Below are 12,652 nucleotides of genomic sequence, written 5' to 3' on the forward strand. Positions count from 1 at the left end.
GCCGCAGGGCGGCGGTCGACGGCGTGCGGCGGTCGACGGCGTGCCGGTGGGCCTGTCCGGACGTGCGTGCTCGGCACCTTTCGCGACTCGGTGATTCATACGATTCTCACCGAGTGCGCCTACTGTGCTGTCGTGACCCAGACGAGCCCGCCCGGTTGGCACACAGACCCCGGGTATTCAGGAATCGGCCCCGTACAGGAACGCTGGTGGGACGGGAGCCGGTGGACCGATCACCTGCGCATACCGCCCGCGACGGTCAGGCGCCGCCGGATACGCATCGGCGCCGGCATCGCCGCCGGCGTCGTCGTACTCGCGGCTGTCGGAGGCGGCGCGTACATGCTCGGTGACGACTCCGGCGGACAGGACGACCGTCCGGCCGTCACCGCCCCCTCGCAGAGCCCCGGCCGCCAGGGCGAGCCCGGCGGCGGTGGACGTGACGGCGGCGGTGACGGCGAGGACGGGGGCGGCGGCCAGGGCCCCGGTCAGCAGATGCCGCAGACGGAGAAGGGGTACGCCACCGACCTGGCCAGCGGCATCAGCATTCCCGTGCCCGACGGCTGGAGCGGGCAGTCGGGACCGGTGGGGGCCGGTGTGACGACCGGCGAGTACGCCTGTCCCGGGGACGAGGACCAGAAGTGCGTGCGCGGCGGCGTGTTCTCCGCCCCGGCCCAGGCACTGGAACTCTCGGAGACCACGGCGAAGGCCGCGGCCGAGGCGGACATCAAGACCAACGCCGAGGAGTCGTACGGCGAGAAGATCTACGGCGGGATCACCTCCCACGAGGAGCTCAGGTCCGAGGCCGTCACGGTGGCCGGGCAGAAGGGCTACGTCGTGCGCTGGAAGGTGGTGACGAAGACCGGCGACGACGGGTACGTGGAGTCGCTCGCGTTCCCCTCCCCGAACATCAAGGGCATGCTGGTCGTCGTCCGCTCCGGATTCGACATCAGCGCCCAGGCCCCGAAGCTCACCGTCCTGGACGACATCACCGAGGGCATCAAGGCGGCGGCGGGAAGCGGATCCGGGCAGACCGCCTGATCGCCCGCCCCGGGGCCCCGAGGCCGGGCGGGCGGTCAGTTGTGGCCCCCGCCCCGGCCGCGGCCTGCCTTCGCCGGGCTCGTACCGGTCCGTTCCGTCACGCCCCCGGGCCCGGCGGCCCGCGCTCCTTCGTCGGGCCGCCGGGCCCCTTGTCGGCGCACTCGTCGACGAGCGCACGGTCGCCCTGCGTCCCACTCGCGGATCATGCGTACCGACAGGGCCCGTACCGGGGTCGGCTCGGAAGCCCGTACCGCCGACGGATGCCGCGTCCCTGCCGGATACGCCACCGCTGACCGGACTGCTGAACTGGTCGATCCGGCGTAGACACCATCGGGCGACAAGCCCGACGAACGCTCGCCGACGAACCTGCCGGAGGGAGTACGAAGCCCGACCCGAGGACTACGGTCTGCGGCGGACGGTTTGGGACAGGTTGCTGGTGAGGGTGTCGTCAGGGCGGGGGATCTCGCCGAAGTCCGCATCGACGCCGTCCACGGGCAGGCTGTGGATGAGGGCGGCGAGCCGAGGTGGTAGGGCCAGCTTCCGCCCTTGTTGGCATCGGCTGATCAGATCGTCTCGAACCTCTTGCGCCAGCAGGGGGCGTCTTGCCGCTGTACACGCCACGGGTCTCCGCGGGGGCGGAAGTTGTCTCCCTTGGGCTCTCCAGTGTTTCGCGTCGCGGTACTCGGCCCGTTGCTGATGAATGAGAAAGAGACAGAAGGCCGCGGTCCGGGTACCGGCACCGGCAGCGAACTCGAACCAGAACTGTGCCTGTTCCCGGTGTCCGGCCAGGTGCAGCAGGGCTGCGAAAACCAGCGCGCCTTCCGGCTCGATGCGGTCATGGTCGATGAGGCCCGCGAGGCTGACGTGCGCGCGAGGTGAGTCGACGATGAGTGCGACGGCCAGGTCGAGATCGTGTGCTGCCTGCTCGCGCGTCGTGTGGTAGCGCATCGGCAGCGCGGGGGTGACCGTTTCTCCGACGGTCGTGCGGCTCGCCAGAGCGGTCACTCGCTGGAGGGCCACATCGGTGTCGTAGTCGTCGTAGGTATCGGTCAGGATTTCAGCATCGCTGAGCGCGAGGTCGATCGGCTCGGGCTCATCGGTGAGGGGGGCTGTCATCTTCCCGTCTCCTCGTAGGGCATGTGGAGCGCCTTGGCGATGTTTCGCCGGGCGTGACGGATGTGGGAGCGGACCGTCGCGGTGTCGATCCCGAGGTATTCGGCCACTTCCTCTTCCTCCATGCCGAGGATGAAGCGCAGCACGATGACGTCGTAGCGGCGTTCGGACAGATTGGAGATCGCCGCGTAAAGACCGATCTCCTGGGACAGGACGGCGAATTCGTCGCGCAGCTCGTACAGCATGAGTTTCTGGATCGCCTGGGCGAAAGCAGCGGTGCCCACCAGCCGAGGTTCCAGGTTCCGCTCCTCCAGCCACCGGTGCACCTCCTCCTTGAGCACGGACCAGGCGTAGTTGGGGACCGACTCCTGCCTGAGCACGTGCGTCCAGTCCCTTTTGAGACGGACGCACGCAGCATCGACCACCGTCTCGGCGTCCCTTCTGCTACCGACCTGGGTGTGGGCGAAGCGCATCCACAGTTTCCGGTGGTATTCGTGGAAGGCTCCGAACGTCAACGCCAGCCGCCCGGGCCGCACGAGGGGTAATGCGACATCCTGACGGTTCGCCGTCCTGCGGGATGACGGATTCACCGGTGCTCACCCACGTGAGTGAGCGGGTCCTGCGCCGGAGAAGCGACGCGGGTGGGGTGCTGGCGGTACAGGTGGTTCGCTCCGGAACGCACGGCTGCGGCCAGCACACAGCGGGCAGCCGTACGAAGGTCAGGAGCGAAGATCCGGGCGGCAGTTCCCCAGACCACCAGAGTTTCCAGATCGATGTCCACGGGCTTCCTAGGTGGCTGAGCACCGCCTCGCTCCACGTCGGGACGGGGTCGGTGTGGAAGATGTGCTCTCCCACTTGTCAGCCAACCCGAAGAACGGCCCTCCCGTGCAACGCGGCCTCCGACTATTTTGCAGACAGTAATAATATTACTGACCACACGGATGGCTGATGGGGGTTCGCCCCCACATTCCCCTTTCGTCCGCCTGTCTCTCCGCGTTCGGGACGGCCGGGCTCCTACGGTTGCCCTCCTGAGGTGATGGGCAGTCAACGGGGTGGCGGGGGGTGGCGCTTCCTGGCGCGCGTCCGCCGTCGGACGACATCACCAACTCGGAATCGGGGGCGACATGGACGACAGCACGGTGGACCTGGAACTGGACCGGGCGCATTCGGCTCGCATGTACGACTATTACCTCGGTGGTGTGACGAACTTCCCCGCCGACCGCGAAGCTGCGGGCCGGGCCATGGCGGCCTTCCCGTCCATCCTCGCCACCGCCCGGATCAACCGGCGGTTCATGCATCGCTCCACCCGCCATCTCGCCCTGATGGGGATCGATCAGTTCCTGGACATCGGCACCGGCATCCCCACCTCCCCGAACCTCCACGAGGTCGCCCAGAGCGTCAATCCCAGCGCTCGCGTCGTCTACACCGACAACGACCCCATCGTCCTGGCCCACGCCCGCGCCCTCCTGCGAGGCAGCCCTGAGGGCCGTACCGCCTACTTCCAGGCCGACGTCACCGACACCGCCGCGCTCCTCACGCAGGAGGCGCTGCACGAACAGCTGGATTTCGGTAGACCCATCGCCCTGAGCCTCAACGCCTTGCTCCACTTCGTCACCGACGCCCAACACGACGCCCACGGCATCGTCGAGCAGCTCAAGACGACGCTGGTCTCCGGCAGCACTCTGACCATCAGCCACGTCACCCCCGATTTCGACCCCGAGGGCATCGCCCGCCTCACCGCGGCCTACCGGGCCGCCGGAACTCCCGGCCAGGCCCGCACCCACGACGAGATCTCCCGCTTCTTCACCGGCTGGGACCTCCTCGCCCCCGAGGTCGTCCCCTCCCACCGGTGGCGGCCCGACCCCGCCGATCAGTCCGAGAACGTCACCGACGTCGAAGCCGCCTGCTATGCCGGCATCGCCCGGAAACCCTGACCGTCGAAGCCGGTGAGAAGCGGGCGCACACGTCCCACCGGCATCGAAGACGCGGCATGGCGGGGGATCGCCGGTTCGGCGGCTGATTCAGGGGCTTTCCCGGGTCCATGGGTGGGGAACGATCTTCACGTGGCTGATGGGCGCCAAGGGCGATGGGCTTGCAAGGTTCTTCTCGTCGAGGAAAGCCGGCCCCTCGTCGCCCAGCGCATCCCGTCCGTCGGCTCCGATCCCGACGCCTGCCTCTTCACCGGCCCGCGAGGTGGGCGTATCTCCACCGCCGTCATGCGCGACACGACCCACTGGGACGACGTGGCAACCGAGCTCGGCCACGAGCAACTGCGCCGCCATGGCCTCCGTCGCACCGGACTGACCTGGTACGCCGGCGCCGGGATCCAGGCGCAGTCCTCGCGGGATCGCCGGCCTCGGTTCACCGGGCCGCCCAGCGCTACCCGCACCCGGACTTCCACGAGATCGCGACTGTCGGGGTGGCGCGCTCCCGGCCCCACTTCAGCGCGCTGCACGCACCACACTCGCTACCGAGCCCCATCGTGAGGACCCGCCGACCCGGTCAAGGACGCTGGTCCCCGACCGGTCCCCGAAAACGATCAAGGGCCGGTTTCGGATTTCTCCGAAATCGGCCCTGACCTGCGACTGTCTCCAGTCGGGACGACAGGATTTGAACCTGCGACCCCTTGACCCCCAGTCAAGTGCGCTACCAAGCTGCGCCACGTCCCGTTGCCCGCCTGACCTGGGGTTTCCCCGGCCCGAACGTGCATGAGAACAATACCGCACTCGGGCGGGTGGTCACGAACCCGTTTGTCACGGATCACCGGCGGGACCGGGCACCCCGCGCCGCCCGTGGCCTGCTCGGACCGGCGGCCGCCGCCGGCACCGCCGCCCGGAGGCAGAAGGGCAACGCCCGCTTCAGCCACCCGCCCGGCGCGGGGCGCCGGACCCGTACGGGATCACCGGGCTCCGGAGCCGGAGAGGGGTGCCGTGGCGTTGATGAGGTGCTGGACGAGGGTGACCAGCGCCCCGGTGCCGGAGCTGGCGATCCGTGCGTCGCACAGCACGACCGGCACCTCGGGCGTGAGGTCGAGGGCGGTTCGGACCTCGTCCGGCTCGTAGCGGTAGGCGCCGTCGAACTCGTTGACCGCGACGACGAAGCCGATACCGCGGCGCTCGAAGAAGTCGACGGCCGGGAAGCACTCCGCCAGCCGCCGCGTGTCGGCGAGCACGACGGCGCCCAGGGCGCCCTTGGAGAGCTCGTCCCACATGAACCAGAAGCGCTCCTGGCCGGGAGTGCCGAAGAGGTAGAGCACATGCTGCTCCGACAGCGTGATCCGGCCGAAGTCCATGGCCACCGTGGTGGCCGTCTTGGACTCGATGCCCTCGAGGCTGTCGGTCTCCGCGCTCACCTGCGTCAGGAGCTCCTCGGTGCTGAGCGGAGCGATCTCGCTGACGGCCCCCACGAACGTCGTTTTCCCGACGCCGAAGCCTCCCGCCACCAGGACCTTCAGGGCCACGGGGAAGAACTCGGTGTTCGCGGTGCTGTCAGAGCTGTCGTCGTAGACCATCGAGCACTGCCTCCAGCAGGGATCGGTCGGTGGGCATGTCGTGGAAGGCGGGGGCGTGCGCGGTGACGGCACCGCAGTCGACCAGGTCGGACAGGACGACCTTGGTGACGACGGCCGGCAGTCCGAGGTGGGCCGCGATCTCCGCGACGGACGTGGGACCGTCGCACAACCCTAGGGCCACCGTGTGTTCGGGCCCTAGGTGGGCCCTGGGCTCATTCCCCGTGGCCATGACCAGGGAGAGCAGGTCGAGCACGGTCGTCGGCCTCGTACGGCCGTTGCTCACCGTGTACGGGCGGATGAGCCGGCCTGCCGCGTCGTCGAGCAACGGCCCGTCCTGCGGGGCCGGCATCCTCACAGCCCCGGGGTGAACGGCGCTCCGGCCGTCTGCCGGAGCGGCGTCATCAGGTACGGGCGGACGCTCTTGACCAGCATGGCCATCTCGTAGCCCAGTACGGCGGCGTCCGCCTCACGGCCGGCGAGGACGGCCAGACAGGTTCCCGATCCGGCGGTCGAGACGAACAGGAGCGTCGCGTCGAGCTCGACGACGACCTGCCGCACACCGCCGTTGTCGCCGAAGCGGGCACCGGCACTGCGGCCCAGCGAGTACAGGCCGGCGGCCAGGGCCGCCATGTGGTCGGCGCTGTCGGCGTCCATGCCGTGCACGGATTTCACCAGGCCGTCTGCCGAGAGCAGGACCGCACTGCGCGTGTACGGCACGCGCTGTACCAGCCCGCTCAGCAGCCAGTCGAGGTCCGAGACCTTACCGGACGGCATGTCGCTCGTCATGGTGCATCTACTCCTTCGGGGGTGTGAGGAATTCACGACGTCGGTTCGGGCGCCGGGCGGGGGCCGGTCCGGCCCGTCGGTCGCCGGCGCCCGTCCCGGTCCACGGCCGGTGGTCCGGCGTCAGGGCTCGCCCGGGCCGTGGGCCCGGTCCGGACCGGACGGCCGCGGCTCGGCGGGGCCGCGGACCGGCAGGGGGGCGAGGCCGTGCTTCCGCTGCGGCCCGACGGACACGACGGGTCCCTCACCCGTCGCCGTACCCGTCAGGGCGCCCGGCGGTGCGGGGCGCGGGAGGCCGGAGGCCGGGACGGTGGGGGCCGGTTCCGGTTCCTCGGTCGCCTGGGCCTCGGCGAGGTCGACACCCCGCCGGAAGGCGGCCATCAGACCGGGGTCGTGCAGTTCGTCCCCGTCCTGGACCCGCGGCACGGGGGCCTTCCGGAGCTGGGGGACCAGGTGCTCCTGGTTGCTGCGCCGGGGAAGCTGCGGGCGGGCGGGGGCGGTGCCCGGCTCCGCCCGGGGCTCCTCGTCGGCGGTCGCCACCCGTGCGCCCTGGGCCGGCCTGTACGGCGGTGGGCCGGCTGCCGGGTTCGGGCCGTCGACCCGCTCGGCGCGCAGCGGCGGGGGCGGCCCCGCCGCCGGGCGCGGGACCGACTCCTGCGGCCGGTCGTGCCGGAGGGCGTCCCGGACGGGCCGCGGGGCGTCCCGGTGGACGGCCGGAGGATGACCGGTCCCGGACCGCGGTACGGGCGGCGTGGCGGGTGTTCCCGGTGCGGGCGCCGGGGCGGGTGTTCCCCGTACGGGCGCCGTGGCGGGTGCCCCGTCCGCCTCCGTGTCGATGCCCAGGAGGATCTGGGGCAGCACGAGGACCGCCTGGGTGCCGCCGTAGATGTTGCTCTGGAGCCGTACCGCGATGCCGTGCCTGCGGGCCAGCGAGGCGACGACGAACAGCCCGATCCGGCCGTCCTGCAGGAGGTGGGCCACGTTGATCCGGTCGGGGTCGGAGAGCAGGGCGTTCATCCGCTTCTGCTCGGGACCGGGCATTCCGAGCCCTCGGTCCTCGACCTCGAGGGCGAGCCCGGCCGTCACGGTCTGGGCCCGCAGCAGGACCTGGGTGTGCGGGGCGGAGAACACGGTGGCGTTCTCGACGAGCTCGGCCAGCAGGTGGATCACGTCGGCGACCGCGTGCCCGCGCAGCGTGCCGTCGATCGGCGGCACGAGGACGACCCGCGGATACTGTTCGACCTCCGCGATCGCCGAGCGCAGCACCTCCGTGAGGGTGACCGGATTGCTCCACTGCCGCCTGGAGACCGCACCGCCGAGCACCGCCAGGTTTTCGGCGTGCCGGCGGATGCGGGTGGCCAGGTGGTCGACGTGGAAGAGCCCCTTGAGGAGATCGGGGTCCTCGACCTCGTGCTCCAGTTCGTCGAGGATCTGGATCTCCCGGTGCACGAGGGACTGCAGCCGCCGGGCCAGGTTGACGAAGACCTCGACCTTCTGTTCGTTCCCCGCGCTCCTGAACAGCTGGGACGCCTCGACGACGGCGGCGACCGCTCCGTCGTGCGCCCGGTCCAGGTCCTGGCCGAGCACGTCGAAGGCGTCGGCGTCCGGGGCGGCGGGAGGCCTTGCCCCGAGGGGCGGCGCGGGTTCGCCGTCACGGAGGAGCTCCACGACCCGTTGCAGCTCCGCTGCGTGGTGGGCACTGGTGCGCCGCAGGGCGAGACAGCGGTCGACCACCCCCGCCGCGACCCGGTTGGCCCCGAGGAAGGCGGCGGCCACGGCGGCGACGGCGAGCGCCCCGGAGCCGCCGAGGGCGGCCAGGAGGCTGCCGGACGGCCGGACGCCCGAGGACCGCACGGTGAACATGACGGCCGCGGCCCCGCTCAGCACCGCGGCCACGGTCGGCAGCAGGGCAGTGCGCAGGACCTGGGGGCGCACGCGGGCGTCGTGGGCGGACGGCGCGGTGCGCGGCCGGCCTGCGGCCGAGTGCGAGCGGCCGCCCGGACGGCCGTGCCGCCCGCCTTCGCGGCGTTCCGGTCGCGCGGTGGGTGCGCGCAGTTGAGACATCATCGTCCTCGGTACGTGGGGCACCAGGAATCGGCATGCGAGTGGTGACACCTACGGTGGCCGGTCAGGCAGGGTCGACGGCTCGGCGGACTCGACCGACAGGAGCCCACCGTGGATCACCGGCCACACACGGTAGTCGCGAATCACGGGCACCCGATGCGCACTTGTCGAACTTGCCCGGCAGGCGTCCCGCTCTGGTATGAGGCCTCGCACGGACAACCGATTGCACACAAGAGGCCGGGCGGGAACAGGCGTGCCCATCTCGAGCACGGCTGCGAGTCACGCAGCTCCGGGCCGCCCCACGTCAAGGGGGCCGGACGGGCCCACCCTGAGGCCCGATGTCATGGCAGACCCGCACGGGACGGCATTTGAGACATAGGGCACTATCAGCCGTTTACCGCGCGCCGGGCGGGTACCCGGAGGGCGTGCCGTGCGGCGTTCCGGACGGTGGCTCCGCCGGACGGGCGAGAGCACCGGGACGGGTACCACCACCGCCGGGACGGCGGCCCCTCCGCGTGACATCCCCCGACCAGGCCCGACGAGGAGAAGGAGTTCCACCATGGCCGAGACGAACCCCATCGAGCTGCAGAAGGCGCTCAAGGGAGCCGAGTACCCAGCCGCCCGCGACGACCTGGTGTCGGTGGCCCGGGACAACGGCGCCGACAACGACTTCGTCGACAAGCTGTCCCACCTCGACAGGGACCGCTTCGACGGACCGAACGACGTGCAGAAGGCCGTGTTCAGCGACAGCTGACCGCTCCGGGACACGATCGGTCCGGTGGGCGCTCCCGCCCTGGAGCGGGGGCGCCCATCCGCGCGCCGGGTCCGGAGCCGGGTTCCGGAGTTTCGGAGCGGGATTCCGGAGGAGAGAAGGGCTCAGAGGAGGATCGCGTAGACCAGGAAGAACGCCGCCACGAGGACGACGCAGACCATGATGGCCACGAGCGGGCCGGTGGCCCAGCCCTTCGGCGCGCTGTGCCGCGGCCCGGCCTCGGACGTACTGCCTTCGGCCGGGGGCGTCTCGCCCGGGGGCACTCCCCCGCCGGGCTCCAGGCCGGGGGTGCTGTCCGGGTCGGGGTCAGGGTTCGGTGCGCTCATGCGGCACCGGGTTCCCGGAAAACAGCCGTTCAACCGCCTCACGAACGATCTCGGGCCGCACCGGCCGGGCCGTACAGGTCGTACACCCGTTCGTCCGTTCGCTCGTCGATGGACCGGGTCCCTCGCTCGTCCGTTCACCCGGTGACGGACCGGGTCCGAGGCCCCGGACAGGCGCTCCGGGGATCAGCGCGGATCCCTGCCCCGCCGCGCCGCCGCGACCGTCGCCAGGACCACGCCGACGGCGAGCACCAGCAGGCCGCGCAGCCACACCTCCGCCTCGATCTGCGTGGCGAGCAGCACGCAGGAGGCCGCGCCCAGCACGGGGACGACGGTGGGCACCCGGAAGTGGCCCTCCTCGCCCGGGTCCCGGCGCAGGACGAGGACCGCGGTGTTCACGATGAGGAACACCACGAGGAGCAGCAGGACGAGGGTGGACGCCAGGGTGGCGACACTGCCCGTGAGGGCCAGGACCATCGCCGGGACGGTGGTGGCCACGATCGCCGCCCACGGCGTGCGTCGCCCGGGCAGCACCTTGGCCAGGCCGGAGGGGAGGAGCCCGTCCCGGGCCATGCCGTAGGTGAGTCGGGAGGACATGATGCCGGTGAGCAGGGCGCCGTTGGCCACGGCGACGAGTGCCACGGCGCTGAACAACCAGGTCGGAACCCCGCCGGCGGCCTTGACGACCTCCAGCAGCGGCCCGCTCGACTCGGCGAGCCGGCCGGTCGGGACGGCGGCGGAGGCCGCGATGCCCACGAGCACGTACACGGCGCCCGCGGTGGCGAGCGCGCCGAAGAGGGCGCGCGGGTAGGAGCGACGCGGATCACGCGTCTCCTCGGCGACGTTCACCGAGGTCTCGAAGCCGACGAACGAGTAGTACGCCAGTACGGAGCCGCTGAGGACCGCCGTGGCGGCGCCCTTCTCCGCCGTGCCGAGCTGGACGAGGCGCCCGGGGTCCCCGTCGCCGCGCAGCAGCAGCCACGCGCCCAGGACGACGATGACGACCAGACCCCCGACCTCGATGAGCGTGGCGGCCACGTTGGCACGCGTCGACTCCTTGATGCCCCGGGCGTTGATGAGCGCCATGAGAGCCAGGAAGAGCACCGCGACCAGGCCGACGGGCAGCGTCACGAAGTCCGACAGGTAGTCGCCGCCGAAACCGCGGGCGAGGGCGGCGACCGAGACCACACCCGCCGCGAGCATGCAGAACCCGGCGACGAACCCCGTGAAGGGGCCGAACGCCCGGGTGGCGTAGTGCGAGGCTCCCCCGGCCCTCGGATACTTCGTGGCCAGCTCTGCGTAGGAGGCGGCGGTGAGCATGGCCAGCAGGAGGGCCACCACGAGCGGCACCCAGACGGCTCCGCCGGAGTCGGCGGCGACCTGGCCCACCAGGACGTACACGCCTGCGCCCAGGACGTCGCCCAGGATGAAGAAGTAGAGCAGCGGGGTCGTGAGGGCCGGCTTGAGAGCCGGGCGGGACCCGGCCGTCAGCGACTGGTCGTTGGCTGTCGACATGTCGCCTCCAGTCCCCCGAATCATGGAAATCATGCCCCTTCGTGCTGCTATGTGGCTCACACCCGTCTCGTGGGCGCATACCGGGCGTCCCACACGCCTGATGGAGGGCCGGCAGTCCGCTGCCGGCCCTCCATCGATGTCGTGCTCCGTTGTGGCGGGGTCAGATCCGTCCGCCGGTGAGCCGGGTGATCGGCCCGCCGTGGACCTTGGCGGTCTGGCGGCCCAGGGCGAAGGCGCCTCCGACCAGACCGACGGCACCGGCGGCGGCACCGGCCGCTATCGCCTTGCGGTGCTTGACCACGGTCCACGCCGTGGTGGCGGTCGAGGCCACCTTGCCCGCCGTGGACGCGACGGTCTGGCGGCTCGTGTCCCACCCGGCGGCCGCGGCGCGCTTCGTCGCCTCACCCGCCGACCGGACACCGGCCTGTGCGGACCGGGCTGCCTTCCCTGCCTCGTCGGCCGACGAGGCGGCCTTCGAGGCTGCGACCGCCGAGTCCGCCTTGGCGCGGTTCCCGGCGGAAGAGGCGGTGTCCCGACCCTTGGCAGCAGCTGCCTTGGTCGTGGCACCGGCCTTCGCCGTCGCACCGTTCACGTTCTTCGTCTCTTCGTTCTCTGCAGTCATGGTATGCGTGTTGCCCCTCGATCCCGCCTGAAACAGAGGGAATTACATCCGGGGCGTTCGGCTTCCCAGGACGGCCGCTCCAGGACGGCCGCTCCCCAGGGCAGCCCCTTTTCCCTGCGGCTGTTCCGGACCGCCGTTCCCGGCCTTTCCGCCGGACGTCCTAAGCACCGTCCCGGGGAAGCAGGGACCCCAGCGGGCCCAGGTCCAGATTCAGGTCCTCCATGGTCAGACCGTAACGCTCGCAGAGTTCCGTCATACGGTCCTGCAGAATCATCAGGGTCATTCCGATGCGCTCTTCCTGGTCCTCGCGCAGATCACCCTGGTCGACCCTGTGCAGCGCGGTGCGCTCCATGAGCTGGCGCAGCAGTTCGATGATGGTCAGCACGAGCTTCATCAGGTCGCGCTCCACCGTGTCCGGGTCCGTTTCGAGCCGCTGGGCGACGCCGCCACGTGGTTTCGGCTCGTCGGGTCCCGCCGGGACGAGGTCGAAAGCCCGGGCCGCGGCCTCTGCGACCTCGTGCAGATCGGCGCCCCGGGGGCCGGGGGCGTCCGCGTCCTTCATGAAAGATCTCCTCGTTCGTACGGTCGCCGCGGACACGGGCCTCACCAGGGGGCCGGCTCGTCCGAGGTGATCGACCGGATGACGGCCCGCAGGTTGATGTGGACCAGGTCGACGTCGGCGACGGACAGCACCAGGTCGCCGGTGAGGACGGCGCCGCCGTTCAGCAGCCGGTCGAGCAGGTCGATCAACGCGACCTGGCGCCCCGCCAGGGACTCGACGGTGTCGTCCGGGGCGCCGGTGTGCCCGGCACCGCTCTCGGGGAGACCGGTGCCGGGGGCCCCCGGGTGAGAGCCGGTTAGCGGGGGGCCCCGGCGGCGGGGGGCGGGGGCGGGGAGGGGGGGGGCGCCCGGGC

At 71.3% G+C, this 12,652-nt stretch carries 15 protein-coding genes and 1 tRNA gene; 3 read left to right on the top strand and 13 right to left on the bottom strand.

Going from position 1 to position 12,652, the window contains the following annotated elements; translation table 11 throughout:
- The first annotated feature begins 132 nt into the window (after positions 1–132).
- Positions 133–1,035: a DUF2510 domain-containing protein gene (locus ABZ371_RS19605; protein WP_358681051.1), complete on the top strand. Its 903-nt coding sequence runs from the start codon at positions 133–135 to the stop codon at positions 1,033–1,035.
- A gap of 399 nt (positions 1,036–1,434) precedes the next feature.
- On the opposite strand, the gene ABZ371_RS19610 is transcribed toward ABZ371_RS19605, so the two are convergent.
- Both ABZ371_RS19610 and ABZ371_RS19615 read right to left on the bottom strand, forming a co-directional pair.
- Positions 1,435–2,151 carry a glycoprotein gene (locus tag ABZ371_RS19610; protein ID WP_358681054.1) on the bottom strand — a complete coding sequence of 239 codons (717 nt, stop codon included), beginning with the start codon at positions 2,149–2,151 and terminating at the stop codon, positions 1,435–1,437.
- On the bottom strand, positions 2,148–2,738 hold the full coding sequence (locus ABZ371_RS19615) for a sigma-70 family RNA polymerase sigma factor (RefSeq protein ID WP_358681056.1): 591 nt from the start codon (positions 2,736–2,738) through the stop codon (positions 2,148–2,150). Before ABZ371_RS19615 ends, ABZ371_RS19610 begins: the two co-directional genes overlap by 4 nt.
- Positions 2,739–3,272: 534 nt before the next feature.
- On the opposite strand from ABZ371_RS19615, the gene ABZ371_RS19620 reads away from it, so the two are divergent.
- Positions 3,273–4,082 carry an SAM-dependent methyltransferase gene (locus ABZ371_RS19620; RefSeq protein ID WP_358681059.1) on the top strand — a complete coding sequence of 270 codons (810 nt, stop codon included), beginning with the start codon at positions 3,273–3,275 and terminating at the stop codon, positions 4,080–4,082.
- Between the two features lie 87 nt (positions 4,083–4,169).
- Here ABZ371_RS19620 and ABZ371_RS19625 read toward each other — a convergent pair whose 3' ends face one another.
- The 6 genes from ABZ371_RS19625 to ABZ371_RS19650 form a co-directional block, all read right to left on the bottom strand.
- Positions 4,170–4,430 (bottom strand): hypothetical protein, encoded by a 261-nt coding sequence (locus tag ABZ371_RS19625; protein WP_358681062.1) that lies wholly within the window; start codon positions 4,428–4,430, stop codon positions 4,170–4,172.
- A 313-nt stretch (positions 4,431–4,743) separates the two neighbouring features.
- Positions 4,744–4,817: transfer RNA gene (locus ABZ371_RS19630), tRNA-Pro, on the bottom strand.
- Between the two features lie 230 nt (positions 4,818–5,047).
- Positions 5,048–5,659 carry an ATP/GTP-binding protein gene (locus tag ABZ371_RS19635; RefSeq protein WP_358681064.1) on the bottom strand — a complete coding sequence of 204 codons (612 nt, stop codon included), beginning with the start codon at positions 5,657–5,659 and terminating at the stop codon, positions 5,048–5,050.
- On the bottom strand, positions 5,637–6,008 hold the full coding sequence (locus ABZ371_RS19640; RefSeq protein ID WP_358681067.1) for a DUF742 domain-containing protein: 372 nt from the start codon (positions 6,006–6,008) through the stop codon (positions 5,637–5,639). Before ABZ371_RS19640 ends, ABZ371_RS19635 begins: the two co-directional genes overlap by 23 nt.
- A gap of 2 nt (positions 6,009–6,010) precedes the next feature.
- The gene (locus ABZ371_RS19645; protein WP_358681069.1) at positions 6,011–6,445 is read right to left on the bottom strand and encodes a roadblock/LC7 domain-containing protein; all 435 of its coding nucleotides are present in this window, start codon (positions 6,443–6,445) and stop codon (positions 6,011–6,013) included.
- A 120-nt stretch (positions 6,446–6,565) separates the two neighbouring features.
- Entirely contained in the window at positions 6,566–8,506 is a 1,941-nt protein-coding gene (locus tag ABZ371_RS19650; protein WP_358681072.1) for an ATP-binding protein, read from the bottom strand.
- Positions 8,507–9,065: 559 nt separating this feature from the next.
- On the opposite strand from ABZ371_RS19650, the gene ABZ371_RS19655 reads away from it, so the two are divergent.
- On the top strand, positions 9,066–9,260 hold the full coding sequence (locus tag ABZ371_RS19655; RefSeq protein WP_358681075.1) for a DUF2795 domain-containing protein: 195 nt from the start codon (positions 9,066–9,068) through the stop codon (positions 9,258–9,260).
- Positions 9,261–9,382: 122 nt separating this feature from the next.
- Here the strand turns inward: ABZ371_RS19655 and ABZ371_RS19660 are convergent, their stop codons facing one another.
- From ABZ371_RS19660 to ABZ371_RS19680, 5 genes are all read right to left on the bottom strand, one after another.
- Positions 9,383–9,604: a DUF6480 family protein gene (locus ABZ371_RS19660; protein WP_358681077.1), complete on the bottom strand. Its 222-nt coding sequence runs from the start codon at positions 9,602–9,604 to the stop codon at positions 9,383–9,385.
- A gap of 183 nt (positions 9,605–9,787) precedes the next feature.
- Positions 9,788–11,116: an APC family permease gene (locus tag ABZ371_RS19665; protein WP_358681080.1), complete on the bottom strand. Its 1,329-nt coding sequence runs from the start codon at positions 11,114–11,116 to the stop codon at positions 9,788–9,790.
- A 160-nt stretch (positions 11,117–11,276) separates the two neighbouring features.
- Positions 11,277–11,738, bottom strand: a complete 462-nt coding sequence (locus ABZ371_RS19670; RefSeq protein WP_358681083.1) for a hypothetical protein — start codon at positions 11,736–11,738, stop codon at positions 11,277–11,279.
- A gap of 160 nt (positions 11,739–11,898) precedes the next feature.
- Positions 11,899–12,300, bottom strand: a complete 402-nt coding sequence (locus ABZ371_RS19675) for a gas vesicle protein K (protein ID WP_358681086.1) — start codon at positions 12,298–12,300, stop codon at positions 11,899–11,901.
- 41 nt (positions 12,301–12,341) lie between these two features.
- On the bottom strand, positions 12,342–12,509 hold the full coding sequence (locus ABZ371_RS19680; RefSeq protein WP_307128778.1) for a gas vesicle protein: 168 nt from the start codon (positions 12,507–12,509) through the stop codon (positions 12,342–12,344).
- Positions 12,510–12,652: the final 143 nt, after the last annotated feature.

Origin of the sequence: Streptomyces sp. NPDC005899 (genome assembly GCF_040629645.1) — a bacterium.
Classification (GTDB): domain Bacteria; phylum Actinomycetota; class Actinomycetes; order Streptomycetales; family Streptomycetaceae; genus Streptomyces.

Bases quoted from the DNA above. Each gene is read 5' to 3' on its own strand.
- ABZ371_RS19660 (WP_358681077.1), bottom strand. From the start codon at position 9,604: ATGAGCGCACCGAACCCTGACCCCGACCCGGACAGCACCCCCGGCCTG.
- ABZ371_RS19670 (WP_358681083.1), bottom strand. From the start codon at position 11,738: ATGACTGCAGAGAACGAAGAGACGAAGAACGTGAACGGTGCGACGGCG.
- ABZ371_RS19620 (WP_358681059.1), top strand. From the start codon at position 3,273: ATGGACGACAGCACGGTGGACCTGGAACTGGACCGGGCGCATTCGGCT.
- ABZ371_RS19635 (WP_358681064.1), bottom strand. From the start codon at position 5,659: ATGGTCTACGACGACAGCTCTGACAGCACCGCGAACACCGAGTTCTTC.
- ABZ371_RS19675 (WP_358681086.1), bottom strand. From the start codon at position 12,300: ATGAAGGACGCGGACGCCCCCGGCCCCCGGGGCGCCGATCTGCACGAG.
- ABZ371_RS19610 (WP_358681054.1), bottom strand. From the start codon at position 2,151: ATGACAGCCCCCCTCACCGATGAGCCCGAGCCGATCGACCTCGCGCTC.
- ABZ371_RS19665 (WP_358681080.1), bottom strand. From the start codon at position 11,116: ATGTCGACAGCCAACGACCAGTCGCTGACGGCCGGGTCCCGCCCGGCT.
- ABZ371_RS19655 (WP_358681075.1), top strand. From the start codon at position 9,066: ATGGCCGAGACGAACCCCATCGAGCTGCAGAAGGCGCTCAAGGGAGCC.
- ABZ371_RS19625 (WP_358681062.1), bottom strand. From the start codon at position 4,430: ATGGCGGCGCAGTTGCTCGTGGCCGAGCTCGGTTGCCACGTCGTCCCA.
- ABZ371_RS19650 (WP_358681072.1), bottom strand. From the start codon at position 8,506: ATGTCTCAACTGCGCGCACCCACCGCGCGACCGGAACGCCGCGAAGGC.
- ABZ371_RS19640 (WP_358681067.1), bottom strand. From the start codon at position 6,008: ATGCCGGCCCCGCAGGACGGGCCGTTGCTCGACGACGCGGCAGGCCGG.
- ABZ371_RS19645 (WP_358681069.1), bottom strand. From the start codon at position 6,445: ATGACGAGCGACATGCCGTCCGGTAAGGTCTCGGACCTCGACTGGCTG.